We start from the raw sequence: 24,675 nt of genomic DNA, 5'->3' as shown, positions 1-24,675 counted from the left end.
TGGGCTTCCGCAAATAAAGTATTGGACGATTTCGTCATGTGGGATACAGAATCAAATCAGCTGCTTTGCTGGCGTCGACCTTACGTGCGGGTAAGAACAAAAATACTGGGACAATTTGCTTAAAATGGGATCGCCCCATCTGACGCTTTCGTTAATGAGCCGGCAGCAAGCGCCTAAGGCATCGCTGATGGATAAGATCCGGCGCGATCAATCCGCCTTTTGGTCAACGGCGATAGCTCGGAGTTCGACGCCCTGGCATCCCGTCGGGAGCGTCCCCCTGATCCCGATCAGGCGCAATACATCTCTTCAAGTATGAAATCCAAGGCTACTCACGTAATTTCTCGGCTTTTGACCTTACGGGGTCTCGCGTTTGTACATGATGGCTTGATGGGAGCCGCAGCGCTCCTGCTATCATTTGCGCTAAGGCTGGACGTAGCTTTTCTCGGAAAATTTTGGAGTTTCCTCGCCACCTCTGCGCTCTTCGGGCTCGTAGTCGGTATCACTGGGTTCGTCCTGGGGCTTAATCGCGGCATATGGCGTTACGCGTCGCTTTCCGATTTCCTGGCGATTACGGGTGTAGCAACGGCGGCTCTTGCCATTTTCACCGTATTCGAATTCCTGATTAATCGGCTGAACTCGATTCCTCGTTCATCGATTGTTATCGCTTGGGCCTTCACGATTGTGCTCTTGGCCGGTCCGCGCGCGGCCTACCGGGTTTATCGAAACCAGCGCGATATGAGAAAAGGCAAGGCCGCAAATGGAAGCGCAAAGAACGTTCTTCTGATCGGCGCCACTGACAATGCCGAGGCGTTCATAAGAACGATTCAGGAGGGGCAACGTGCCTCCGTTCATGTGCTAGCGATTGTGGACGAGCGCGGCCGAAGAACTGGACGAGCGATTCGAGGAATTCCCGTCGTTGGACCGCTCGACAAGTTACCCCAGACATTGGAGCGTTTCGAGGCGCGGGGCCGCCGGGCTGAGGCGATAGTCCTCACGAGATCGCGCGAGGAATATCAGCGGCATGCCAAGCTGGAGGAGTTGGTAGATCTGGCCGCACGACAGAAGGTAGAACTGCTGACCCTACCCAATCTGCTCGACATGAAAAGTATCGATGCGGAGATCGAGCTCAGCCCGATAAAATTAGAAGACCTACTGCAGCGCGCACCCGTAAAACTGGATTCGCATAAGATAGCTTCCATGATCGGCGGCAAAAACGTCATGATCACAGGAGCCGGAGGGTCGATCGGGTCTGAGTTGGCTCGACAGCTAGCTAAACTCAGCCCACTGAGCCTGGTACTCGTGGATGCCAATGAGTACGCGCTGTATTGCATAAGCACTGAATTGGGTCACACACGTCCATCTTCAACGATCCACGCCGTTCTGTGCAACGTTCGCGAGAGAGATGCAATCAGCAGTGTCGTCGAAACGCACAGGCCGGATCTCATTTTTCACGCTGCTGCCCTGAAGCACGTTCCAATGGTGGAGGCTCAGCCGATCGAGGGACTATTTACCAATGCCATTGGTACGCGAAATGTGGCCGATGCCGCGTTGCGCTGGAAGGTTTCGAAGATGGTCATGGTCTCGACTGACAAGGCGGTGAATCCCGCTAACGTCATGGGCGCCACCAAACGCATGGCCGAAATGTATTGCCAGGCGATGGATCTCGACCCGAAGACCCAGCCAACCCAGTTCATGACGGTGCGGTTCGGCAATGTTTTGGGATCGGCCGGCTCAGTGGTTCCGCTGTTTGAGCAGCAGATAAGAGCCGGGGGACCCGTAACCGTGACGCATCCCGACATCGTACGCTTTTTTATGACCATCCCGGAAGCGTGCATGCTGGTTCTGCAGGCTGCAGCTCATGAACGAGACGGAATTTCTGAGCGCGGCAGGATCTATGTTCTCGACATGGGATCGCCGGTGAAGATTGTTGACTTGGCAAAGAATTTGATCCGTCTGTCTGGACGGCGCCCAGACGTCGATATCCAGATTGCTTACACCGGACTCCGCCCCGGAGAGAAACTTTACGAGGAATTGTTCGACTGTAATGAGAAGCTAAGTGAGACGGGGTCGCCAGGCATTCTATCCGCGTCAGCACGTTCGATTAAGCGGGCGATGATCGAGCGCATCTTCGATGAGATGCATCGGATGATAAGCGACTTGAATGTGGAGGGCGCGTTGCGTCTTCTCCAGTCAACGGTACCAGAGTTCACGCCGGGATTTGAAGTTCAAGTGACAATGAGCGGCGCGCGCTCGTTACAGCAATGAAGCACGCCTGCCTGGTATCAGAGGATAATCAGCCGGCGGGCAACGCTCCCGGCAGTGGTCTGCGCGTGCTCGTCGTCAGCCAGCACTTCTGGCCCGAGAATTTCAGGATCAACGAGGTTGTTGATTCCCTCCGCTCCGAGGGCTGCGATGTGGAAGTTCTATCCGGACAGCCAAACTACCCGCATGGCAAGGTGTTCAGAGGATACAGTGCATTTGGATTGAGAACTGAACTGCACCCGTCGGGCTATGTGATCCACCGAGTTCCTCTAGCGCCCCGACGCGGCGGAGGAGGATTTTGGCGCGTTTGGAACTACTTCTCGTTCGTAGTCTTTGGAGGGGTGCTAGGCCCGTATCTCACGCGAGGTAGGCGGTACGATGTTGTGTTCGTCTACGCGATCTCTCCTATCTTACAAGGGTTGGTGGGCGCTGTGTTTCGGCAGATAAAAGGCGCAGCGCACGTCATTTGGGTGCAGGATTTGTGGCCAGAGAGCCTAGAAGAAACTGGTTTCATAAAAAACAGATTGGCGCTTGCAGCGGTTGCACGACTCACGAGCTTCATATACCGACGCGCCGATCTTCTCTTAGCGCAGTCTCGTGGATTTATCGGGAAGATAAGAGCCGTTGCGGGAGACAACATCCCGATCGCCTATCATCCAAATCCGGGCGATCGATCCCTAGGGCCAGATGATCTGGACGAGAGTTCTCGATTAAGGCTGCCTGCCGGCTTTAATATCGTTTTCGCGGGCAACTTGGGCACAGCCCAGGCGTTGGACACTGTGCTTGACGCAGCCAGTCTCATCCAAGATCCAGATATACGCGTCGTTCTTGTAGGGAGTGGTAGTCGGTCTGGGTGGCTCGCCCAGCAGATCGAGATGCGACGGTTGAGCAACGTGGTTTTAGCCGGCCGATTTCCTCCTGAGGCGATGCCGAGCATCTTAACTCAGGCATCTGCCCTTCTTGTTACCCTCAATCGGTCGGCGGCCCTTAGCCTGACAATACCGAGCAAAATTCCGAGCTATCTAAGCGCAGGACGTCCGATCCTGGCATGTTTAGATGGCGAGGCCGCAGAACTTGTCCAAGATGCTAACGCTGGCCTAGCTGTTCCCGCGGGTGACCCTATCAAACTTGCACGGGCGATTGTGCAGTTAAAGAACATGCCGGAGGAAGAGAGGGAAACTATGGGAGCCTCCGGCCGCCAATATTTCAACGCTCATCTTGCTCCGGCACCCCTTGCGCGGGCGCTTATTGAACATTTCCGGCGTGCCGTGACTAAGCGCAAAACACCCACAACAGCGACCTAGGAACTAGCGATGGAGAACCGAAATCCTCAAAGGGTGCTGGTGCTTGGCGCGTCAGGTATGCTGGGAAATGCGGTGTTCAGATTGTTCTCGGGCAGTCCTGATCACCTGGTATTTGGCTCAACTCGCACAAGCTCGCATCACCGCCTCTTTCCAGAGGGCACCAGAAGAAATCTGGTTGAGTTAGCCGACGCCGAAAACGTTGATGCGCTCATTGCTCTGGTCTCCGAGGTGCGGCCTGACGTCGTTATAAATTGCATAGGCCTCGTCAAGCAGCTTGCCTCTGCGAATGACCCTTTGGCGGCGATCCCTATCAATTCGATGTTTCCCCATAGGGTGGCGCGCCTCTGCATTCTCTCAGAGGCTCGGCTAATTCACATAAGCACGGACTGCGTTTTCGACGGTGCCGACGGAAACTATACGGAGAGTTCGCGTCCGAACGCGTACGATCTCTATGGAAGAAGCAAGCTGCTTGGGGAGGTAGATTACGACAATGCGGTCACGCTACGGACCTCGATCATCGGCCGCGAGTTGAATAGCTCGCACAGCCTGATCGACTGGTTTTTGACCCAAGAGGGGAGTGTCAGAGGCTTTACACGAGCGATCTTCTCCGGCCTCCCGACGGTTGAGCTAGCTCGGATCATCCGTGATTTTGTTTTGCCTAATCCTGAGCTCAAAGGACTCTATCATGTGTCTGCGGAAGCGATCAGCAAGCACGATCTCCTTCAGCTCCTGGCAGAAATCTACGGCAAGCGCATTCGGATCGAGCCAGATGACGGGTTGTCCATTGATCGCTCGCTTAACTCGTCCCGCTTCCGCCAAGCCACCGGCTACGATCCGCCTGCATGGCCTGCACTCATTCGCGCGATGCGCGATTTCGGCTAATCCAATCGAGACCATATGAATGTTTTCTGACAAGACGCTGCTCATAACCGGAGGCACTGGTTCATTCGGGAACGCAGTCCTTTCAAGGTTTCTAGCGAGTGATTTCGCAGAGATTCGCATCTTCAGCCGAGACGAGAAAAAACAGGAGGACATGCGCCTGGCGCTCAGAGATGATCGCCTCAAATTCTACATTGGGGATGTCCGCGACTATCACGCCGTAGACGATGCGGTGCGAGGTGCCGACTACATCTTTCATGCCGCAGCGCTGAAGCAAGTGCCTTCCTGCGAATTCTACCCGATGGAAGCGATCAAAACGAATGTGCTCGGGGCCGAGAACGTCCTGCGCGCGGCCGTCAGTCATGGCGTGCGAAGGTGTGTCGTTCTAAGCACCGACAAGGCGGTCTATCCGGTCAACGCCATGGGCATGTCCAAGGCCCTGATGGAAAAGGTCATGATAGCCAAGTCCCGATTGAGCGAGTCCGTGAGGACGGTGGTCTGTGCTACCCGCTACGGAAACGTCATGGCTTCTCGTGGGTCGGTTATCCCCCTATTCCTGGATCAGCTTATACGCGGACAACCACTCACGGTCACCGATCCAAATATGACTCGGTTCCTGATGTCTCTCAGCGAGTCCGTGGACTTGGTTCTCTATGCCTTTGAGCATGCCCGCTCAGGCGACATCTTCGTTCAAAAGGCACCGGCGTCTACCGTCGGGATTTTGGCAAATGCGATGCGAGAACTCCTCGGCCGCGATAATCCAATCAAGATTATCGGCACGCGACATGGGGAAAAGCTATTCGAGTCGTTGGTGTCTCGCGAGGAGATGGTTCGTGCGGAGGATCTTGGAAATTACTACCGAATTCCGGCGGATTCGCGCGATCTTAATTACGACAAATATTTCGTTGAGGGCGAGCAGGAAGTCTCAAGGCTAGAAGACTACACCTCGCACAACACTAATCGCTTGGATATTGAACAGGTGAAGACCCTTCTGAGGCGACTTGACGTACTAAAGGATGCCATCCGTGCTTAAAGTGATGACGGTTGTCGGTACACGACCGGAAATTATAAGACTTTCGCGAGTTATCGCCAAGTTCGACTCGGTTTTCGAGCACACATTGGTGCACACAGGGCAAAACTACGACTACGAGCTCAATGACATTTTTTTTTCTGAGCTCGGTATCCGGCCGCCAGACGTTTTCCTCAACACAGCCGGTAAATCTGCTGCGGAAACGATAGGCCAGGTGATTATTGCTGCTGACGATGTTCTAATCAAGCACACGCCAGATGCGTTGCTCATCCTCGGCGACACGAATAGCTGCCTTGCGGCGATCGCAGCGAAAAGGCGGAAAGTTCCTGTATTCCATATGGAAGCGGGGAACCGGTGCTTCGATTTTCGGGTGCCCGAGGAGATCAATCGCCGGATCGTTGATCACATAGCCGATGTCAATTTGCCCTATAGCCAAATTGCTCGCGACTATCTGTTGCGTGAAGGCCTTCCGCCAGACCAGATAATCGTCACCGGAAGTCCCATGCGCGAAGTTCTGGATTATTACAGCCCGGCGATCGACAGCTCAAATGTGCTGAACCGGCTTGAGCTTACCGCGGGAAATTTTTTCGTCGTCAGCGCGCATCGCGAAGAGAACGTCGACGATCCCGAACGCCTGGAAAAGCTGCTCGAGATCATAAACGGCATTGCGAACCGATACGACGAACCTGTCATAGTGTCTACGCACCCCCGCACACGCAAGCGCCTTGATGCGCTTGGGGGCGAACCACACCCGAGCGCCAGATTCGAAAAACCTTTTGGGTTCCTGGATTACGTGAAGCTGCAGAGCTGCGCGCGTGCTGTGCTATCGGATAGCGGGACCATCACGGAAGAGAGCGCAATCCTAAATTTTCCGGCCCTGAATTTGCGAGAAGTGCACGAACGTCCGGAGGGGTTCGAAGAAGCGTCGGTTATGATGGCGGGGCTCGATCTCGATCGGGTTTTTGATGGACTTCGGATTCTCGAAACCCAGCCGCGTGGGATGGACCGGCTACTGCGTCTGCCGACCGATTACCAGCCGCAGAACGTCTCCGAGAAGGTGACGCGGATTGTCCTAAGCTATACCGGCTTTGTGAATAGCCGAGTTTGGAAGATACAATGACGAGGGGTTCGGTCCTTCTGCGCCCGTCCAAGTGACGCAGCGCGCCCCTTGAACTCTCAACCTCTCTTCACGAATGTCAGACGTTTTGTGGCCCACCACACGCCACCAACGAACGTGACCGACAGGAGGAGTTCGATGGCATAGATCAGTAACGTCCATGGGAAGCCCATCTGCACGGTCAGGTAAGCCAATGACACTCCTGTTACAGCTGCGGTGGCTAGATTTTGGGTCAGGCGAGCAGCCACCCATTCGATCGAATGACCCACAAGCGCTAGGCCAAACATAAAAGCCGCCACAAGCAGCGGCGACCCCGACAAGCTCGCCACACCGACAGGGCCAGGGAGTGTGAGAAACGTGTAGTACTTGACGGCCCCATATCGATCACCTGACATTTTTTGGTAGATTGCTTGAGCGCCTGCGGCGGGATCCTCGGAGATGACTTTCATGAACACGGCGCTGCCGAGTTGATCAGGATTGGCGGCTGCTGTCATGACGCCCTCCAGCCCGACCCACCGCATAACTGCTAGATTGCGGAGTTGGTGGAACAAGCCCTGAAGGGCAAAGCGATCACGTGTGACGGCCTCCACCTTATTTGCCAATGATGTCGTTCGGGATGCCGGCGGTTTCGGAACTGCTTTAGCGGCAGCCTTTGGCGAGCCAACCTCCGGGGCGGCCCCCGATGGGTTTGTGGCGCTTGTCGCCATCTGTTGCGCAGGTTCGATTGGTTCCTGGACTGCGAGAGAGTCTGGTACCGTGCCCGGCGGAACTGCGGGGGCGCTCTGGGCAAAGTCGAATGTGCGCTCGAAACTGACAACCGCCAGCGACCCTGCGAAAAACAACGCGGCCAGGCACATTGCAACGGCAATCGCGATCCAGTCCCGGACTTGTCGACGCCGCAAGACGATGACTGCTACTGCGGCCAGGACATAGAGAAGAAGCTGTATCCGACTACCCATCGACACCGAGGCGAGCAGTCCCAGACAAGTGGCCGTAACGACTAAGGCAGCATATGGCCACCTCCGGAGTTCGATGAGCCAGAGGACTGTAGTTAGTCCTCCCAAAAGCGCGCCCCACGTAATTACGAACGCGGCAACCGAGTAAATCCGGGGGTCGATCGCTATGCCCAAGGGAAAGCCAATTCGGAGGATATGAAACGAGTAGTTGACCCAGTACACCGCTGCCGAGACAATCAGGATCGTGACGAAGGCAACAGTTACGCAATTCGTGAGACGCGCGTTCCCGGAGGCGGCCGACGTTTTTGAAAACGAAGGAAAGAGCGCCGCCAAAATGTTTGCCAAACATACGCCGGAAAAGCCGCTAGCAGCAAAGGTCAGGGCTTGATCCCACTGCGACGTGAAAGTGCTAATTGGCTCAATTAGCTGCACGTCAAATACGAAGTTCGCAAATGCCTTGGCTATGAAGCCAACGAAGAGGAATGAAGACAGCAGGAAAATGAAAAAAGAGGAGGGGAATACGAGGGAGACCACCAGGGCAGCGCAACCAGACACGTAGAACCAAACGATGATAAACGGCGAGGAACTGGGATGACTCATCAGAAGCAATGGGTGCACAGCAAGTGCGACAACCGCTCCTGCCGTGAGGACGAAACTAACGAGCGAGGAGGACTGAAATTTCGGTGGGGAGTCGGTCATGTGCATGTCATAAGCCCAAACCAACCTCCGGCCCAAGTGAGACTTCCTATTTCCCCAATTAGGTGTGTAGGTTTGCCACGGCCTTCGTTGCGCATGGCGTCGGCGTCGTGCTAATTACCGAATGCGAATTGGCTTGGTTCGCCGTGACTGGTAGCAGTCACGCGATTTCACCTGCATAGCAATCCCGAAGAAGCCTGTTCATGACAGAAGAACTATTCAAACACGAGCCGCGCATAGTCGTGCTCGGAGGGAGTGGTTTTGTCGGAGAAGCTTTTGCTGCTTTCTGGGTCAACTCGGCTACTCGTCCCGGACGATATCTTTTGCATAGGTCTCGGCCACATTGGCTAGACTCCAGCGGTATGGAACTTGCCGACATTGACCTCAACGATACAGCTCAGGTCTTAAACGTTCTTCGTGGCCATGATGTTTTGGTTAGCCTCCTGCGCCCCGACGGCACTGGGTGGTGTCGAGATGCGATGGAGCGCCTCAAACCGATTTTTCAGCAGTCCAAAATTTCCCGTTGCATTCACGCGAGCAGCATTGACGTTTATGCCGGTATCAAAAACCCCGTCGTTGATGAGGATACGCCGCCGCAGCCAATCTCTCCTTACGAGACCGAACATATCGCGGTGGAATCGGTAATGAGGGACTCGTTCCCCGAAGCCATTGTGTTGCGGTTAGGCGCCGTCTTCGGCCGCGGCGGCCGCAATCTGGTCAGCCTCGCTCAGGAGATAAGTCGGGCACAGCAATGGAAAATCGCACTTCGCCGCTCGCTCTACGGCGCCAGACGAATGCACCTTGTCAGTGTGGAAACTGTGGCCCGGGCACTCGTTGAGCTATCGCTTGAGAGGTCGCGCCTTGGCTCTCAGGTGGTGCTTGTCACCGATGATCACGACCCAAACAACAATTTTGCATTTGTGCAGGATCGCCTTGCTGCCGCCTTTGGCCGAAGTCTGCCTGTCGGTCCAACAGCACCGAGATCGATACTGAGGCTGCTTTTGCGTTTGCGAGGAATTCCAGCTGGAAGCATAGATCGACGTTTTTCGAACGCAAGAGCCTCTGAACTCGGATTGCCTTCCGCCGCGTTCGCGGAGCGGCTCGAAGCATATGCCGAGCATTTGGCCGACGAATTCCGCCGCTACGCCGTATGAAAATCCTTCTCACCACGATATCGCTCGACTCTCGGAAAGGTGGAGGCACTGCAGAACGAACGCGGCGTCTCTCGACCCACCTCGCAGCAAAGGGACATCGATGCGAGGTCGCTACAATGCAGGGTGGCGATCTGGCGGAGAAGCTTCGCCAAGGCGGCATCCCGGTTTACGCGACCGGATCGGTGCGGTTACGGTTTACGGTGCCTTTCATCAACCCTGTCCGCCTTGCGCAAAGCGTTCGCAGAGCGGATGCGCTGCACATTCTTGGTTACTGGAACCTGCTTTCGGTAGTCACGGCCTTCCTGGCATCGCAGCTGGGCAAACCATACGCATTTTCCGCGGCGGGGGAGTTCGTGGGTCTCGAGCGTCCGCGGCCCATCGCGCGCGTATTCCACCTTCTTTTCGGTAGGCGGATGATCCGCAAGGCCAGCTTACTAGTGGCGGTCACTCCCCTTGAGCGAAGACAAATCATTGAGCGGTTTCAGCTTCCAGAAGATGGTGTCATTGTCGTTCCCAACGGCGTCGAGGAGCATGTTGAAGCGGTCTCGGATCAGCTTTCACAGCCGCTTGAGCCATACGTCCTGTTCGTCGGGCGCCTCGCTGAAGTGAAGGGCCCAGACCTGCTGATCCAGGCTTTCGCTGATGTGGCGCCGGAATTCCCCGACGTCCGATTGATCATGGCCGGCCCCGACTTTGGTATGCGCTCTAGGCTGCAAGCGCTGGCAATGGAGAGGCAACTTGGGAATCGTATCATGTTTGCGGGCCATCTCGCGGAACGGGATCGAACTGACGCTTATCAGCGAGCTCTGCTGCTTGCCGTCCCTTCACGTGCCGAAGCGATGTCTCTTGTCGCCCTCGAGGCCGGAGTGGCAGGGGCCCCGGTCTTGTTGACGGACCAGTGCGGATTTGACGAAGTGGCGAGCATCGGGGGCGGACTTGTGGTGCCGGCAACCGTTGCTGGGCTGCGCGATGGCCTTCGTACAATGCTGGCCGAGCGCGATTCGCTGCGTTCAATGGGCCAAGTTCTTCAATCCTACGTTCGCGGAAAGTTTACGTGGCCCTCGATCGTCGATGGTTTAATCTCAGAGCTTGATACGATCGTTAGGAATCGCCCGGCTTAATTCCTGCTCGAAATGGCAATCTTTCGACACCCAACAACAAATCAGCAAAAAGCAATCCGTCAAAATGAGTCAACTTGGAAATTCAGGTAGGACGCCGTGTGTGTCCTTGGTAGTTCCGGCTTACAACGCCACCAATTATATCGGTGAAACTATCGAAAGCCTGTTGGCCCAGGATTACCCTGACCTGGAAATCACCGTCATTGATGACGGATCCACAGACGACACCAGTGCTGTCGTGAGCAGCTTCGGCGCCAAGGTAAAGTTGCATCGTCAGGCCAACGCCGGGCAGAGTGCAGCCATGACCAAGGGATGGGCGATGAGCTCAGGAGAACTGCTGGGGTATGTCAGCGCAGATGATCGCCTCCGCCCTGCTGCGGTCCGGAGGTGTGTCCAGGAACTGACTGCCCGTCCCGATGTAGTCCTAGTTTACCCCGATTTTGATATAATAGACGAACGCTCTGTTCCCCGATCGACGCTTCGTCCACCAGATTACTCACGTCGTGCACTATACGCGCAACTTCATTGCCTGCCCGGCCCCGGCGCCCTCTTCCGGCGCACCGCCTACATCAAGGCCGGAAGCTGGCGTTCGGACCTGCGTCAAATTCCCGATTTAGATTTCTTTCTTCGCATGGGGCTGGAGGGCAGCTTCTACCACCTGCCGGAGGTGCTCGCCGAATTTCGGATGCACGGTGCGTCGACGACTTATCGAGCTGTTCCATTCGAGAGAGGTGAAGAGCCACAGCTTATGGTCGATGGGTTCTTCCAGCGGAGCGATTTGCCCGATGATATCCGAAGATGGGAGCGCGAGACTAGGGCTAACGCAAATCTGCTCTCTGCAGCCATTCACGGACGGTCGGGTCGAACAAGGGTCGCTTTGCGCCGACTCGGCTCAGCCGCCCTCCACCCGCCGACACTGGCATCATTGAAGGCCCTGAAGCACATCCTTCTAATTGCAGGGCTGTCCGGTGGCCTGAAATGAAGCGGTTACGGATCTAACGCCAGCGCCCTTTCGTCTTTGCCCAGATGCGCACAGAGGGCGGCTACAGCTGTTTCGTGGTCGGCTCGTTCACTGAGCCCTGAGACAGCAAGAGCGCCGATGACGCCCGCTGCCTTGATGCGAATCGGAAATGCACCCCCGGCTGATACGTAATCGCCCGGATTCAGCCCGTATCCCGGCGGGAACGTCCTATCCTCGCGCCGTTGCTCGAGGGCCAGGCGATAACTGCTCTTATGAAACATCCGTACGCTGTTTAACTTGCGCCTGGCCCATTCCGCGGTGATGGCAGACGAACCGGGAAGTGCGGCAAGAAACAATTGCCGATCCCAAAGCCGGATGTCCACCACGACTGCCTGTTTTCCGGCAAGGCCGTTAGTGCGGATGGAGTCTCCAATCTCGAATGCAGTGGTTTCGTCGAATTGCTCAAAAATGAGCGCTGCCTCCTGCTCAGCGATTTTCTTAATGTCAACAACCCTTGATGCGTCTGCCCCACTCGTCTCCAAGCTTCATGCCTCCAACTGTAGATTCTTTTCTAATTGGCAAGTCGCAGTTCGACGCCTCTCGGCGCAAACCAGGTGCCCACTGCGAACAACAGGGTAAAACACATAGGCCTGCAACCATTTTCGCACTAGCGCGATCGAGGTCCGATTGCGGTTCAGCCACGATCGATCGGTTCGCGGCCGAACACGCGGATGCTAGAGACTCTGCCCGACCTCCATGTTACCTACGAGGGCTGGTCGATGGATCATGGCTAGCTCGCTCGCTGGAGTTCCTCAATTTGCGCAAAGTTTCGCTCCAGACAGAATGGGCAAGGTTTTTGATCCGGTGATTGCTCGTCCGAACGCCACTTCATCGGCAATCCAGCGCGATCTGTGTGGCGTTGCTTGTCGGTTCGCGCATTCGTCTCGAATCCTGGAACGCCCTTTGGCTGCGTTGTGAGCGCTGGACAATGACCGAATTCTCTGGCGTGCTCAGAAGAGCAAAGCTGCCTTCCATGCTGAAAGCCAGCGGTGCGGCGGCCGCCGGCCGAATTGTAATACTCGCCGCCGGCTTAGGCAGTTCCCTTCTTCTTCCGCTCGCCTTGCCGCCGGACAAGGTTGGACTCTACTTTATTGCGCAGGTCCTCACGTCTGGATTCGCGATTCTGGCGATGATGGGCCTCACGTTCACGGCGCCGGCGCTTGTATCTGCTGCTGCAGCCCAAGGCGATTTCGGCCGCGCGCGCGACGTCATTGTGAGGATCCAGGCGATTGTAGGTGTTTGTGGGCTCGGGATCGCGTGCGCATTTTGGTTCGCAGCCCCGTGGCTTCCGTTGGGAGAACACGCAAGTGTGTGGCGCGGTGTCTTGGCGATAGTTGCATTGCAGATCCCTTGCGCCGGACTCGGGGCGGTCCAAGTCGAACTGCTTAGGGCAATTCATGCGATCAGGAGTTCGGCCTTTCTTATGGCCTTTCCAAGCACCGTCGTTGCCCTGTTTCTTGCGTTTGCTCTGACCACCCGGTTTCAACCAAACTTGGATCAGGTGCTCCTTTGCAGTCTCGCTGGATATGCGATTGCCGCTGGCGTGGGAGCCTTCAGCATTTCGTCCTCGTGTCGGCGTTGGAGCCAACAGGCTTACGAACCCATCGGTGCGGTAGCGATCGTCCGACGGACGCTTCCCAACCTAGCGACTACGCTCGTGCTGTTCGGGCTTTCCCAAGTGGACATGATCCTATTGACGCTGTTCAGCAGTTTGCAAGAGATCGCGCAATACGGCATCGCCCTGCGAATTTCGACAGTATTGATAATGCCGCTGAGCATTGCCAATTCGGCCTTTGCGCCCTCAGCGGTTCACCTCTGGACACTTGACGATCGGGCAGGAATCCAAAAGGCGCTCCGGCTCCTGGTTTCGGTGGCCACCTTACTTACCTTTCTAATGTATTCCGGCCTCGCAACTGTCGGTTACACGCTGGTTTACCTTTGGAACCCGCACTATGAAAACTCTCTTTGGATTGCTCTAATTTTGGGAGCGGGCCAGCTTGGACATGTACTAGGTGGCTCTTCGGGAATTTTGTTGATGGTGCTTGGAGACGAAAAGTTCGCCTTCCGGCTCACTCTCGTAACTGGGACAGCAACTGTCGCTCTATGTAGCCTTGGAATTCTGGTTGGCGGGCCTTTTTGGCTGGCCTCTGCCGCTGCCGTATGCAATGTGCTCCAGGTCTATCTATTTGCGAAGCGGGCAAAAGATCGATTCCGGCTCGACGCTACGATCTGCGCGCTCTGGCGAACAGAACCTGTGCCGCATTCGAGCGCCTGAGCTATGTGGCTTCGTCACCGACGGCCTTCATCGTCGGACGGCGGCTTGCCAAATCGATGAGCGCCGGGTTCGTCTCCGAGCTGGCTTAAGGCCGCCATGAGAACGATCAACATGCTACCCGCAACGAAAAAGCCCAGTATGACCCAGAACATCTCTAAACCCCGGAGAACGTTATCGGGCCTTTAACCAACTTACAAGTCAAAGCGTTTTGGCGGGAGCGCCTGTCAGTGCGATTGCGAGACTCCAAGTGCTAGATTGGTTAGGCAGGGCGCGTTTAGGCGCTACGCTAGTCCGCAGGCGTGGCCACCAACTTCGGATCTCAAATATTCGTGCCCTGCATTTAACAGGAACAGCAGCCAGACTGCATTTCCTGGAACGGCGCTGATGCCGATCTGGCGGAGTTGAAGCGTTGCGCCAGCGGCCCGATGACGCGCTGGCTGACGTTCGGGATTCGGACGGCGCGCTATCCAACGGGATAGGTGACGCTCGATAGCCTGCTCGCAGCCCGTGCTGTCGCGCAGGATGGCCTGACCGGGCCAACTGGTGCCACATCAAAGATAACCTGTTCGCCAACAGGGTGCATTTCATGGTGTCTGTCATCGCCGATAAGGGCGGCGACGGAACTGCGGACGTGTTCTGCGTGACCTCTGGATGCACGGCGCTGGCGCAGGTTCACAAGCAGCCGCTGCTGTCTAGAGAGCGCCGGCACCCTGCGCTTGATCAGGTCAACGAGATTGGGAGATCGGCTCGGACACTGTCGCTGCAGTCGGTGATGGTGGTTGATTGGTCTGGTGGAAATTCTCCGAAAACCGGCTGAGAGACTTCAGCTATTTGTCGCCACGCCGGAGATACTGCATGTCAAAAGAGATTGCGAATAACCGAAAGTTGATCGAGCTCACTGCAGAGATCGTGTCTGCCTTCGTCACAAAAAACGCGGTGCAGATTGCGTCTCTCCTGGAACTGATCGCAAGCGCGAATTCGTCGCTTTCAAAGATCGGAGGACCGGGCGCGCCAGAGACGCCGGCCCTGACGCCCGCCGTCAATCCGAAGCGCTCGGTGTTCCCCCGACGACATCATCTGTCTCGGGGATGGTTCAAATCGCTGAAGCTCCATCTTGGCGTGCACTACGGTCTGACCGCCGACGAGTACCGCGAAAAGTGGGGTTTGGCTCGCGACTATCCGATGGTGGCGCCGAACTACGCAGCCCAGCGGTCGGCGCTGGCGATGGCGAGCGGGTTGGGCAGGAAGGTTACGGCTAACCGGCGAAGAAGGCGAAGCGGAAGGGCTAGGCCGTAAACTCATTACCAGCGGGCGTTTGGAACGCCGCCCAGCGCAGTTGACGGAGGAAGGCTGTAAACTGATCGGGTGCGGCGTCAGCCGGCACGAGCCGATTCCATTGTCGGCGGGCGACTGCGGTGTCGATGTAGCGAAACTCGATTAGGCCGGAAAGCAGCGGCGAAATGCGAAGATAGGCTCCGGAATACGGAGATACATCGGTTTGTTGGACGCATAGATCGTGCATAGAGGTCCAGCCGAACAAGGCGGGCTTGAGCGGCCCTTCGGCGATCAGAATAGCAACTCGCTCTACTCCAGCAACCGCTGCGCGGAACGCATCATCCCCGATGCCTTGCTTTTGATGGAACGTCGCGACGATGTTGACCCAGGGCTCGCTCACGGACGGAGTCTGCGATGGGAGGTTAGTCCTGTCAAACAGTTGCGATTTTCTCTTTCGCAAGCCTCGAATATCTGACAGCGTCGGCATGAGCCGATATGATCTGACTGACTTCGAGTGGCGCGCGATCCAACCGCATCTGCCCAACAAGGTGCGCGGCGTGCCGCGTGTTGACGATCGGCGCGTCCTGAACGGCATCTTCTGGGTGCTGCGTTCAGGTGCGCGCTGGGCTGACTTGCCTGCACGGTATGGTCCGCCCACGACGATCTACAATCGCTTCAACCGTTGGCGCAAAGCAGGCGTGTGGGATCGTCTCATGGACGTTATCACCAAGGCTCATGACGGCCGGGTGCAGATGATCGACACCTCCGTTGTTCGCGTCCATCAACAGGGCGCGACAGCAAAAAGGGGGATCGAGATCATTGTCTCGGCCGCTCCAGAGGCGGTCTAACAACCAAGATTCACGCGCTTGTCGATGCCGAAGGCAGGCCGATCCGGTTGATGCTCACGGCAGGCCAGAAGAGCGACATCGCATCGCACCGGACATGATCGCCGACTTGCCCGAAGGCGCCATGCTGTTGGCCGACAAAGGCTACGATGCCAACGCACTGCGTATCGCCGTCACCGAGCGCAAGGCATGGGCCAATATCCCACCAAAGGCCAACCGCAAGGAGTCTATCTGCTTCAGCCCCTTCCTCTACAAGGCGCGCAACCTCGTAGAACGCTTCTTCAACAAGGCCAAGCAGTTTCGCCGCATAGCCACACGCTATGACAAGCTCGCTGAGAACTACCTCGCAGCCCTTAAGCTTGTTGCCATCCGCATCTGGCTACGCAGTAATGAGTCTACGACCTAGCCTAGCCTTGGTCTGCGTCAGCGTTGCTAGCGATGGATTTGCGGTTGCGCCCAAAAGCGCTTGATGAACCTGGGCGCGCAGACGATCTCAGTCTAGGCGAGATGGCGCCCGGCGAAGCGGAGAAAATCTTCGCGGCGCACAATACCTGATGGCGATCTGGATGCCGGGCAATTAGGAAAACTCATCCCCTGACACTCTACGGCTGGCCTTCGTGCCACGTGGCCGATTTCGGTGCCTTGCCTGCAGTGCAATAAAGGCCAGAACCGGATAAAACGCTAATATTATCAGCCCGACCGCTATCTGCTCGGCGGCTTCAACTACGGAAGAAGCCAGCCTGCTCCCATAGCGCCGTTGTCTTATCGGCTGATCAGTCATCGGCGTGCCCCCACGCAAACAATAGATACAGGTTATCCGACATGGGACCTTTATTCAACTCGTCTAATGGAGCGAAATGTATCCGCCCCTTGCGGGCTGGCTCACGCGGCTGTTTTACGTCGGCTTTGTCCGCCAGCGGCACCTTCGGAGTCACCGGGCCCGCCCGCAGTGACGGTACGCCCTGTCTTTGAGCCGGGCCGCTACCGCTGCCAAATTCGCCGCGCCGGATCACCCGTTTCTCCCATCGGATTGCAAGAGGCGCTGATGTAATCGCTCGGCGTCCATTCACTCCGGCTGCCGCACTGCTGGGCAGCGGACCTTCTCCCGCACATCGTCGATCGTGACGTTGCCGATAACCTCCCGTAACTCAATCGGCTTATAGTCGCGCGTGACATTGCAGCGGCCGCTAAGGATGCCCGCTACCTGACCGGCGTCATCGGCATGCATCAGGGTCCAGGAGGTGCCTCTCGGCCACTTCGCGGGTTGCTCGGCATCCCCCTGAAATGAGGAACGTCTCCGGTCAAGAGGCTCTTGTTCTTATTTTGTTCGCAGAGCTCCTGACAGCCGCAGGGAGGCCGGTCATGGACATTATAATGGACGCCGGTGGCGCCACCTCATCTTGTCGATTTCCCACTTTATGGGCGGGGAGAGCCACGGATCGAAAAGATGGTCCTCCTTAGCGGGTCTTCGTGCTCGTCAATTGAAGGCCATTCGATCGGCACGGCGCCGGAGCATCATGGCCCTGAACTGCTCTAGGATAAGCATTAAGCTTCGAAAAAGCCGCCCCATCTCGTCGATGAGAAATACGCCGCCATATCATCGAAGTTTTCCAAGGCAGCAGCACGGCTCCAAGTGCGTTGCCGCTGGAATGGACTTTTTGTCTCGGCAAGCGGAAGACCCAAGAAGTCTAGGACTCGCGGCAAGCTGCTGCTGATCTGCTCGTAGGTCACGGGCAACGCTTCCATTCCGGCCACGGCTGCAGCGGTTGCCGCGTTCTCCTCCTCCCACTGGATGAAGCGCTCCTGTGCTTCCAGGGGGTCTGCGGCAAAGCTTCGTGTTTTGAATTCGCCTAAGTCAGAACGCCAAGCGTTGTTGATCTGAGCCAGGCGCATGGAGATAAACTGATCTAAAAGGTTTTCGCGTGTGACCAGCACGACCTTGTAGTCGTGCTCTTTAAGAGCCGGGAAGATGCCCGGGTGTTCCTGCATCGAATAAAGCGGCAGCTTGAAGCCAACTGCCCGGCCTCTCAGCCGGTGGACATGGATGTCGAGATATCTGGCCACATTTGACTCGCCGCTGTGAACGAACGGCTGCGGCTCCCCTTTAAGGAAAGCCTTAATGCCTCGCCTTGACGCCGCCGGCGAGAACAACTCGCCCGCGCAAGATGCGTCAGGATGAGAGTTGAGCAATCCTTGCAGAAAGCTCGACCCCTGACGACCAACAAAGGCGATCACGAAAAGTTGTGGCATTGTGATTGCGTTTACCACCAGCCAAGAGGAATGCAAGCGTCCATGTTCAAGAACCGCGCAACTTCCTCCAAATTGGCTCGCACCTGCTGCTTCGAACTAAGTCCATGGGCGGCGGATCAACAGTATCAACGCGCCAGAGAGCAAGCAATATTGCGGCAAGGGCTTCGAACATCCGTGCGGCCGGCGATCGGCGGAAGCGCCGGACAGGTTCCTGGCCGCCTCGAGGCGGTGAAGCGCACGTCCGTCACCTGGGATCGCTATATCCAATTGTAAACGGCCGGCGCCGACTTTGCCAGCTTGCCGGCCTGAATAGTCGAGCATGGCCAGGCGCCCGATTGGCCGCGCTACAGCAATGGCGCCTATGCGTCGCAACAGGCGAGAGCGAAAGTGGCCAAGCTCGCCCTATGGGTTAGCAAATTCGACGCGCCGTGGGAGTGGCGCGAGTCGTTCTGATGGCACGGCGCCGAAGACCCAGCCGCTCGGCATAAGCCGCAAGCTGGTCGCGCAGAGCGGTTATTCGTGCGAGCCGCGGCGGACGTTTAAGCAGATCAGTTCCTGCGACGACCTATCTGCCGAACTGCTAGTGGGGCGGAAAGCTGGACCGGGACGGCGATGGGATGGCGTGTGAGACACTGCGTCGTCGTCCACGCTGCCGTCTGCGTCCGGCGCTGGCAGGTTCACGTCTTGCGCAGCGGCCGCGCCAAATTCCCCTCCGACAGGCCGCGTCGTTTATGTGGGTGGAATGTACCCAGCAATATTTTGAGGTCCAAACCGATGGAGACCGACTCTTTGACGTAGGCTGCATCGGTCTCGGCGCAGAGTGCTGGTTCCGACATGTCGATCCCCTTGATCTGCGCGAGCCCGGTGATTCCGGGAAGCAAAGCGAGCACGCCCAGTTCTCTGCGCCGTTCGATCAATTCGGTCTGCGTCGGCAGGCATGGACGCGGCCCGACAAGGCTCATCTCACCCTTGAGCACATTCCAGAGCTGCGGCAATTCGTCGATCTTGGTCGCCCGCAGCGCCTTGCCGATCGCGGTGACTGAACTGGCAGACGCCTCGTGGGTGGGCAATGACGGCGTTTCCTTATGCATCGTGCGCAGTTTGTGGCAGGCAAAAAGAATGCCATCCTGGCCGACGCGGATTTGCGAGAAGATAGCAGGGCCGGCAGACGTCGCCCGGATCGCCAGCATCACGACGATTAGCACGGGCGCCGTCATTACTAGCATTGGAGCAGCGACTGCCACATCGAGAACTCGCTTTGCCATCATCGTACTGCCGACGATGCTGTGCACCAGCGTCCTTGGTTGTAGACGCAATTATGCCCCCAGAAGCTGCCATGCCGATGTCATCCGGCCGGTATGTTAGCCAGTCGTCCTGTCCCTTTGTCTAGAGCAAGGCTTCCCTGTCCAACACGCTACCGCAAGAATGCAAGAATTTTCTTTCGATACTGGGTACCCGCCCCTCATGGTGCCAGCAGTATAGCGGTGCCGGGTGCGCGTAAACTCGGCCAGACGAATATTATGGGCGCACTGCTCCCGGCAGTAGACGACAGCTCTCGCTTCACGCCGACAACCTACGTCGCCCAAAATCAAAATCGACGTGCAAGCCTTACGCCTGGGCCACCGCCATTCTCGGCAATAAACTCGATGCCTGCCGCTTCCAGCGCGCTACGGATCGCTTTTCGATTAGCTAAGGTCGTCGGCGGAATGCCGTCGTCGGACTCGGCACGTCTCACAGTCGCCACGCCCACGCTTGCAGCTTTGGCCAGATCCTTCGCGCTCCAACGAACCAAGGCGCGCGCCGCTCGCATCTGGGCTCCAGTGATATCTTTCAGATCATGTGATTGCAAAGTGATCTCTGGTACGTTAAAAGGGCACGATAGACTGGCCGCTTCAGCCGTTTGCAACGACCCTGGTCCTTGCTGATATCGGCCGTCGCGCGAATATGGCCGGGCGACGTGCGCTTGCACGCAACCGGCTTAACCACAGCCAAGCTGTTGGGAGCTCGGATCCATGACTGATTCCGACAATACCACGACTTTGCCTTTCGTCATCGGCCAGCAACGCGATGAGTTCGAGAGGACGGGGTCCCAAGCCACAGATTCCGCTTTGAGCCTTTGGGGCGAATGGCAACGAGCTCGATATGCCTCATTGCTGCTATGCCGCGTGCAGCAGCGGCTGGAGAGCCAAATCATGGTCGATCCTGGGATCGAGGTATTGGCCGCAGATGTTCCTATGCAAGCTCAAGATCGAACAGCGGGTACTCTTAGCGATCCCCAGGAGTACGCGGTTGCGCGGGAGGCCGAGGTCTTTGCGATGACCGAAGCTCTTACGCTTCAAGATTCGATTCCCGAAGTCGCTGCTACGTCGCTCGCCGGGATTGTCGCCAAGTTGGAAATGATTGTCGGCGCTGATCGAGATATTGGCGACCCTACCGATTTTCCGTGGCCGCACATAGCTTCCGTGCTCCTTGACTTGAAGGCGATCGCGGGAGATTTGCCGGTTGCCCGCCGGAGCCGGGAAAGGACACGGAGCGATGTGGCCAAGCACTGGGAGTCCGCAGTCCAGCTGGTCGCGGCGTTGGAAGAGGAAGCCGCGGCGGGATATCGTCGCGATGTAGCGCTCTTCTGACTCACCCTCTGAAATGTATCTTCAGGTTTGCAACTCGTAGGCGATATTGGAAATCAACAGCCCACGATATCGAGAGACGGGCACACAGATTGCCAGGTTCGCCATCTCACTGATGGTCTGGATGTCAGCATCAGGACGTTTCCACTTGCCGACCGAAGCCCAACCTTGACGATTGAGACGAAACCGCACGACGCAAGTCATTGCACGCTGTGGCTCTACGACATGAACTTCGTGCTTTTCTTCGCCGTCCGGAGGACTCTGATGGCGGGTCGATCCACCATTGGGAGAGCGACCGCGATGGCAAAGGAAACCAGCACTGGGCCGCAGGCTTTGGTCCCGGCCAACGACAACGGCGACCTCGTCGGCCCCGAGGGTGGCCCTGACAACATGGCGGTGGCCAAGCTGGATAGGGTTGTGCTGGATATCGCCCGGCTGATCGGCCGGCAGATGGCGCGGGAGGCATTCGAGGCGAGGCGGGCAGCCAACGACAATCGGCCGGGCCGCCGAAAGGGAGAGGGCAGGGAGCCGGATGGTAAACCCCCTGCAAACAAGAGAGAGGATCTGCCGCCGTGACCCGTGTCGCACTCTATGCCCGCTATTCTTCCGACAGCCAGCGGGATGCCTCCATTGAGGACCAGTTAAGGCTGTGCCATGAGCAGGCGGCGCGCGAGGGCTGGAGCGTTGCGGGAACCTATGAGGATGCCGCGATCTCGGGCGCCAGCACGGTGCTGCGGCCGGGCATCCAGCATCTGGTACGCGATGCCCAGCGCGGCCGCTTCGAGGTGGTGCTGGCCGAGGCGCTCGACCGCATCAGCCGCGACCAGGCAGATGTCGCCACCCTCTTCAAGCATCTCAAATTCGCCGGCACTGCCATCGTCACCTTGGCCGAGGGGGAGATCAGTGAACTGCATGTCGGCCTCAAGGGCACGATGAATGCCCTGTTCCTCAAGGACCTTGCCCTCAAAACCCATCGCGGCCTGCGGGGGAGGGTAGAGAAAGGCAAGGCCGGGGGCGGGCTTTGCTACGGCTACCGGGTGGTGAAGAAACTTGATGCCGCAGGCGAGCCCGTCCGTGGCGACCGCGAGGTCGTGCCGGAGGAAGCGACCATCGTGCGCCGCATCTTCCGCGAATTCGCCGCCGGCAAAAGCCCCAAGGCGATCGCCGTCGACTTGAACAAGGAGGGCGTTCCAGGTCCGCTCGGCCGACATTGGGGCGATACCAGCGTGCGCGGGCATGTCATCCGGGGCACCGGCGTCATCAACAATGAGCTCTATACCGGGATGCTGGTTTGGAACCGCCTGCATTTCGTCAAGGATCCTGCGACTGGCAGACGCGTGTCGCGGGCGAATCCGCCAGCCAAATGGATCCGCACCGAGGTGCCGCATCTCAGGATCGTCGGGGATGAATTGTGGCAGGCCGTGAAGGAGAGACAGAAATCCATCGCCAGCCAGTTCGAGGCGGTGGCCATCGCCACGCGCAAGGCGCGGGCGAGGAAACTGCACACCATGAAGCGACCGGTCTCCCTCCTGTCGGGCTTGCTTACGTGCGGCTGCTGCGGCGGGCGCTACGGCCTGTTTACACGAGACCGCTATGCCTGCCTCAACCACCAGCGCCGCGGGATCTGCGACAATGGCCGTACCATCACCCGCGAAAAGATCGAGCAGCGCGTCCTCGCAGGCCTGAAGGAAAGGCTTGTCTCGGCCGATGCCGTGGCCGAGGCGATCAGAGCCTATGCCCAGGAGACGAACCGCCTCAACCAGGAGCGTCGCGCGCAGGGCGAACAGGACCGCAAGGCACTCGACAAGATCGAGCGCGCCATCGCCGGCATGATGGCCGCGATCGAGGATGGCCTGTACCAACCTTCGATGAAAGCAAGAATGGAAGACCTGGAGAGGCAGAAGGCGGAGATCGCAGCGCGTGTGGCAGTGGCGCCCACTGACGTGCCCGACCTGCATCCGAACATCGCCACTCTTTATAAGAAGCGGGTCGAGCAGTTCACGCGAGTGCTTGCCCACCACGAGGACGGTCGCCAAGCCGCCGAGGCGTTGCGCTCGTTGATCGGACAGATCGTCCTCACCCCCGGCGACAAGCGCGGCGAGGTCCACGCGGAGCTACGCGGCGAGCTGTTCGGCATCCTCGAACTCGCCAAACCCGACCAAAACCGAGGGTCTGACGATGTTATGACAAAACGGGGCGCGGGTCCCCGCAACCAAATACAAAAACAGCCCGGCAAAGTCCGGGCTGCTTTTGTATCCAGCCGACGGTGGCCATCTCTCCGCTCCAGGGTCCGCACGCGCGCAAAGCCGACGCCGCGGGACAAAAAGTCAAATCATCCTCCCCGCAACCAAACTTAAACGGCCCGCATCAATGCGGGCCGTTCGCATTCAGGCGGCCGCTCGAGCCTAACCTCCAGCAGATGCTCGCTTCGAGGCAAAGCCAAACCCGGGACAAACCGCAAATCATCCTCCCCAACCAAAACCGCCCGCCAAACTCCAAGTGGGCAGGCCGGCTTGCCGGCGGCGCCAGCGATTCGCTCCGAATCAGTGGCCGGTAACAAGGCAAGCCAACGCCGAACACAACTCAAGCACTCGACCGCAGGATCAGGCTTCTCTCTCCGTATTAAATATTTCAAGCCCGGCTCGTCCATCGCGCCGGGCTTTTTTGCTTTTGGCGCGTCGGCCGACGAGGATTGCTGATCGGCGCGTGGTCGCGGCCGATGCGACATGAGGTTAGTCGGTTGGGCTTGGAGTCCAGCCGGCTTAGGTATTCGCGCCCACGGGCTGCCCATCGGTTTCACGCGCCAACCCTCGATCTCGCTGGTGTCGCCTGGCCGCGTTCTCGATGATGCCGAATCAGCGATGCGATCCTGTGTTTGAGAGGATCAAGTCACTGAGGCGAATCACGTCGCCGATGAAGGGCTCGAATCGGATAGAAGTGCCAACAGTTGATATCTATTGCCATATCCATCGTATGCCCCCATATTTTCCCAGGAGGTTGCGATGCCCAATTACGCTTTGAATGACCATTACGAGAGCTTCATCAGGAAGCAACTCGAATCAGGCCGGTACAACAACGCCAGCGAAGTCGTCCGCGCCGGCCTGCGTATGCTCGAGGACTTCGAGGCGGAGCGGGAGAAATGGCTGCGGGAGGAAATCCCGGGGCGCCTGGCCGAACTTCAACAGGATCCGGCGAAGGGTGTTCCCGCGGATGCGGTCTTCTCCCGGCTGGAGGCGCGTCATCGTGCGAGGCAGGCGAAAGCCAAGTAGGGGATGGAGTATCAGATCGTCTTCCACCCCGGAGCGGAAGCTGAGCTCGAACAGCTCTATGACGACATAGCCGAACGTGCGTCACCCGCGATCGCCTGGAATTTCGTTGTCGGCATCCGCGATCATTGCCTGGGCTTGTCGACTTTTCCACAGCGCGGCACCGAGCGGCTCGAAATCATGCCTGGCTGCGGATCATCGGCTACCGCCGCGCCGTCAGCATCGCTTTCGCGATCGAGGGCGAACAGGTGCTGATCCTGGGCATTTTTTACGCCGGCCGCAATATCACGCCTGAATTGCTGGAAGGCCGGCTCTAAAGCGCTGCCCAGACGGGCACGGCGGTCGGCATTCGCCAAACGGACAGGCGATTCTCAGGCCAACGCTGCGCCCCCGGGACCGGGGCGACGGAAAGTTTCGGCGGGAATGAGCGGCCGCGAAACGCCGCCCCTGTTCAGCCAAGCCAACTTACGAATTTCGGCTCGGTGGATATCTCCGCGAGAAATCGAAAAAACATCTGAGATCGGTGTTGACAGTTTGATTGGGTGGCGACTATATACGCCTCACCAACGAGGGCGGCTCGCCGCTGGCGACGAAGAAGTT

Annotated in this window: 21 protein-coding genes and 2 pseudogenes; 17 read left to right on the top strand and 6 right to left on the bottom strand. The window is 57.7% G+C overall.

Annotated elements, in window-relative coordinates; genetic code table 11:
• Positions 1-387: 387 nt before the first annotated feature.
• The 5 genes from LB568_RS31560 (at position 388) to wecB (ending at position 6,595) form a co-directional block, all read left to right on the top strand.
• Positions 388-2,265, top strand: coding sequence for a polysaccharide biosynthesis protein (locus tag LB568_RS31560; protein WP_181180454.1), 1,878 nt, complete (start codon positions 388-390; stop codon positions 2,263-2,265).
• 65 nt (positions 2,266-2,330) lie between these two features.
• Positions 2,331-3,566 (top strand): glycosyltransferase family 4 protein, encoded by a 1,236-nt coding sequence (locus tag LB568_RS31555; protein WP_224732225.1) that lies wholly within the window; start codon positions 2,331-2,333, stop codon positions 3,564-3,566.
• A gap of 9 nt (positions 3,567-3,575) precedes the next feature.
• Positions 3,576-4,448 (top strand): dTDP-4-dehydrorhamnose reductase family protein, encoded by an 873-nt coding sequence (locus LB568_RS31550; protein ID WP_140576860.1) that lies wholly within the window; start codon positions 3,576-3,578, stop codon positions 4,446-4,448.
• 19 nt (positions 4,449-4,467) lie between these two features.
• Positions 4,468-5,478 carry a polysaccharide biosynthesis protein gene (locus tag LB568_RS31545; RefSeq protein WP_140576862.1) on the top strand — a complete coding sequence of 337 codons (1,011 nt, stop codon included), beginning with the start codon at positions 4,468-4,470 and terminating at the stop codon, positions 5,476-5,478.
• A complete protein-coding gene (gene wecB, locus LB568_RS31540; RefSeq protein WP_140576864.1) occupies positions 5,462-6,595 on the top strand; it encodes a non-hydrolyzing UDP-N-acetylglucosamine 2-epimerase in 1,134 nt (377 codons plus the stop codon). Before LB568_RS31545 ends, wecB begins: the two co-directional genes overlap by 17 nt.
• A 56-nt stretch (positions 6,596-6,651) precedes the next feature.
• On the opposite strand, the gene LB568_RS31535 is transcribed toward wecB, so the two are convergent.
• Positions 6,652-8,247 carry a hypothetical protein gene (locus LB568_RS31535; protein ID WP_140576866.1) on the bottom strand — a complete coding sequence of 532 codons (1,596 nt, stop codon included), beginning with the start codon at positions 8,245-8,247 and terminating at the stop codon, positions 6,652-6,654.
• A 200-nt stretch (positions 8,248-8,447) separates the two neighbouring features.
• On the opposite strand from LB568_RS31535, the gene LB568_RS31530 reads away from it, so the two are divergent.
• The 3 genes from LB568_RS31530 (at position 8,448) to LB568_RS31520 (ending at position 11,498) form a co-directional block, all read left to right on the top strand.
• The gene (locus LB568_RS31530) at positions 8,448-9,398 is read left to right on the top strand and encodes an NAD-dependent epimerase/dehydratase family protein (RefSeq protein ID WP_140576867.1); all 951 of its coding nucleotides are present in this window, start codon (positions 8,448-8,450) and stop codon (positions 9,396-9,398) included.
• A complete protein-coding gene (locus tag LB568_RS31525) occupies positions 9,395-10,519 on the top strand; it encodes a glycosyltransferase family 4 protein (RefSeq protein ID WP_140576869.1) in 1,125 nt (374 codons plus the stop codon). Before LB568_RS31530 ends, LB568_RS31525 begins: the two co-directional genes overlap by 4 nt.
• A 100-nt stretch (positions 10,520-10,619) precedes the next feature.
• Positions 10,620-11,498 carry a glycosyltransferase gene (locus LB568_RS31520; RefSeq protein ID WP_181180455.1) on the top strand — a complete coding sequence of 293 codons (879 nt, stop codon included), beginning with the start codon at positions 10,620-10,622 and terminating at the stop codon, positions 11,496-11,498.
• Positions 11,499-11,503: 5 nt separating this feature from the next.
• On the opposite strand, the gene LB568_RS31515 is transcribed toward LB568_RS31520, so the two are convergent.
• On the bottom strand, positions 11,504-12,019 hold the full coding sequence (locus LB568_RS31515; RefSeq protein WP_140576872.1) for a heme-degrading domain-containing protein: 516 nt from the start codon (positions 12,017-12,019) through the stop codon (positions 11,504-11,506).
• A gap of 446 nt (positions 12,020-12,465) precedes the next feature.
• Here LB568_RS31515 and LB568_RS31510 point away from each other — a divergent pair, with 446 nt between their 5' ends.
• The 3 genes from LB568_RS31510 (at position 12,466) to LB568_RS31500 (ending at position 15,108) form a co-directional block, all read left to right on the top strand.
• Positions 12,466-13,812 carry a lipopolysaccharide biosynthesis protein gene (locus LB568_RS31510; RefSeq protein WP_140576874.1) on the top strand — a complete coding sequence of 449 codons (1,347 nt, stop codon included), beginning with the start codon at positions 12,466-12,468 and terminating at the stop codon, positions 13,810-13,812.
• A gap of 586 nt (positions 13,813-14,398) precedes the next feature.
• Positions 14,399-14,629 carry a hypothetical protein gene (locus LB568_RS31505; protein ID WP_140576876.1) on the top strand — a complete coding sequence of 77 codons (231 nt, stop codon included), beginning with the start codon at positions 14,399-14,401 and terminating at the stop codon, positions 14,627-14,629.
• A gap of 38 nt (positions 14,630-14,667) precedes the next feature.
• Positions 14,668-15,108, top strand: a complete 441-nt coding sequence (locus tag LB568_RS31500) for a MucR family transcriptional regulator (protein ID WP_140576877.1) — start codon at positions 14,668-14,670, stop codon at positions 15,106-15,108.
• On the opposite strand, the gene LB568_RS31495 is transcribed toward LB568_RS31500, so the two are convergent.
• The gene (locus LB568_RS31495) at positions 15,098-15,487 is read right to left on the bottom strand and encodes a hypothetical protein (protein WP_224732224.1); all 390 of its coding nucleotides are present in this window, start codon (positions 15,485-15,487) and stop codon (positions 15,098-15,100) included. The two genes, LB568_RS31500 and LB568_RS31495, sit on opposite strands and share 11 nt — an antisense overlap.
• Positions 15,488-15,572: 85 nt before the next feature.
• Here LB568_RS31495 and LB568_RS31490 point away from each other — a divergent pair.
• Positions 15,573-16,338, top strand: a pseudogene (locus LB568_RS31490) (IS5 family transposase).
• 1,139 nt (positions 16,339-17,477) lie between these two features.
• Here LB568_RS31490 and LB568_RS31485 read toward each other — a convergent pair.
• From LB568_RS31485 to LB568_RS31475, 3 genes are all read right to left on the bottom strand, one after another.
• Positions 17,478-18,182, bottom strand: a complete 705-nt coding sequence (locus LB568_RS31485) for a hypothetical protein (protein WP_140571242.1) — start codon at positions 18,180-18,182, stop codon at positions 17,478-17,480.
• 677 nt (positions 18,183-18,859) lie between these two features.
• Positions 18,860-19,450 (bottom strand): sugar transferase, encoded by a 591-nt coding sequence (locus LB568_RS31480; RefSeq protein ID WP_412033939.1) that lies wholly within the window; start codon positions 19,448-19,450, stop codon positions 18,860-18,862.
• Between the two features lie 320 nt (positions 19,451-19,770).
• Entirely contained in the window at positions 19,771-20,016 is a 246-nt protein-coding gene (locus LB568_RS31475; RefSeq protein ID WP_140571282.1) for a transcriptional regulator, read from the bottom strand.
• 178 nt (positions 20,017-20,194) lie between these two features.
• On the opposite strand from LB568_RS31475, the gene LB568_RS31470 reads away from it, so the two are divergent.
• The 5 genes and pseudogenes from LB568_RS31470 (at position 20,195) to LB568_RS31450 (ending at position 24,392) form a co-directional block, all read left to right on the top strand.
• Entirely contained in the window at positions 20,195-20,812 is a 618-nt protein-coding gene (locus LB568_RS31470) for a hypothetical protein (RefSeq protein WP_224732223.1), read from the top strand.
• Between the two features lie 165 nt (positions 20,813-20,977).
• The gene (locus LB568_RS31465) at positions 20,978-21,385 is read left to right on the top strand and encodes a hypothetical protein (RefSeq protein ID WP_140571240.1); all 408 of its coding nucleotides are present in this window, start codon (positions 20,978-20,980) and stop codon (positions 21,383-21,385) included.
• On the top strand, positions 21,382-23,166 hold the full coding sequence (locus LB568_RS33745; protein WP_224732222.1) for a recombinase family protein: 1,785 nt from the start codon (positions 21,382-21,384) through the stop codon (positions 23,164-23,166). Before LB568_RS31465 ends, LB568_RS33745 begins: the two co-directional genes overlap by 4 nt.
• Positions 23,167-23,811: 645 nt before the next feature.
• Positions 23,812-24,078, top strand: coding sequence for a type II toxin-antitoxin system ParD family antitoxin (locus tag LB568_RS31455; protein ID WP_224732221.1), 267 nt, complete (start codon positions 23,812-23,814; stop codon positions 24,076-24,078).
• Between the two features lie 3 nt (positions 24,079-24,081).
• Positions 24,082-24,392, top strand: a pseudogene (locus LB568_RS31450) (type II toxin-antitoxin system RelE/ParE family toxin).
• Positions 24,393-24,675: the final 283 nt, after the last annotated feature.

This window comes from Mesorhizobium sp. B263B2A (genome assembly GCF_020165775.1).
Lineage (GTDB): Bacteria > Pseudomonadota > Alphaproteobacteria > Rhizobiales > Rhizobiaceae > Mesorhizobium > Mesorhizobium opportunistum.
This window is presented reverse-complemented; position numbering and strand designations above follow the sequence as displayed.

What these genes read in the sequence shown, in the direction of transcription:
- LB568_RS31560 (WP_181180454.1), top strand. Translation starts at nt 388, where the DNA reads ATGGGAGCCGCAGCGCTCCTGCTATCATTTGCGCTAAGGCTGGACGTA.
- LB568_RS31550 (WP_140576860.1), top strand. Translation starts at nt 3,576, where the DNA reads ATGGAGAACCGAAATCCTCAAAGGGTGCTGGTGCTTGGCGCGTCAGGT.
- LB568_RS31545 (WP_140576862.1), top strand. Translation starts at nt 4,468, where the DNA reads ATGTTTTCTGACAAGACGCTGCTCATAACCGGAGGCACTGGTTCATTC.
- wecB (WP_140576864.1), top strand. Translation starts at nt 5,462, where the DNA reads ATGCCATCCGTGCTTAAAGTGATGACGGTTGTCGGTACACGACCGGAA.
- LB568_RS31535 (WP_140576866.1), bottom strand. Translation starts at nt 8,247, where the DNA reads ATGACCGACTCCCCACCGAAATTTCAGTCCTCCTCGCTCGTTAGTTTC.
- LB568_RS31530 (WP_140576867.1), top strand. Translation starts at nt 8,448, where the DNA reads ATGACAGAAGAACTATTCAAACACGAGCCGCGCATAGTCGTGCTCGGA.
- LB568_RS31525 (WP_140576869.1), top strand. Translation starts at nt 9,395, where the DNA reads ATGAAAATCCTTCTCACCACGATATCGCTCGACTCTCGGAAAGGTGGA.
- LB568_RS31510 (WP_140576874.1), top strand. Translation starts at nt 12,466, where the DNA reads ATGACCGAATTCTCTGGCGTGCTCAGAAGAGCAAAGCTGCCTTCCATG.
- LB568_RS31505 (WP_140576876.1), top strand. Translation starts at nt 14,399, where the DNA reads ATGGTGTCTGTCATCGCCGATAAGGGCGGCGACGGAACTGCGGACGTG.
- LB568_RS31500 (WP_140576877.1), top strand. Translation starts at nt 14,668, where the DNA reads ATGTCAAAAGAGATTGCGAATAACCGAAAGTTGATCGAGCTCACTGCA.
- LB568_RS31485 (WP_140571242.1), bottom strand. Translation starts at nt 18,182, where the DNA reads ATGCCACAACTTTTCGTGATCGCCTTTGTTGGTCGTCAGGGGTCGAGC.
- LB568_RS31480 (WP_412033939.1), bottom strand. Translation starts at nt 19,450, where the DNA reads ATGATGGCAAAGCGAGTTCTCGATGTGGCAGTCGCTGCTCCAATGCTA.
- LB568_RS31470 (WP_224732223.1), top strand. Translation starts at nt 20,195, where the DNA reads ATGACTGATTCCGACAATACCACGACTTTGCCTTTCGTCATCGGCCAG.
- LB568_RS31455 (WP_224732221.1), top strand. Translation starts at nt 23,812, where the DNA reads ATGCCCAATTACGCTTTGAATGACCATTACGAGAGCTTCATCAGGAAG.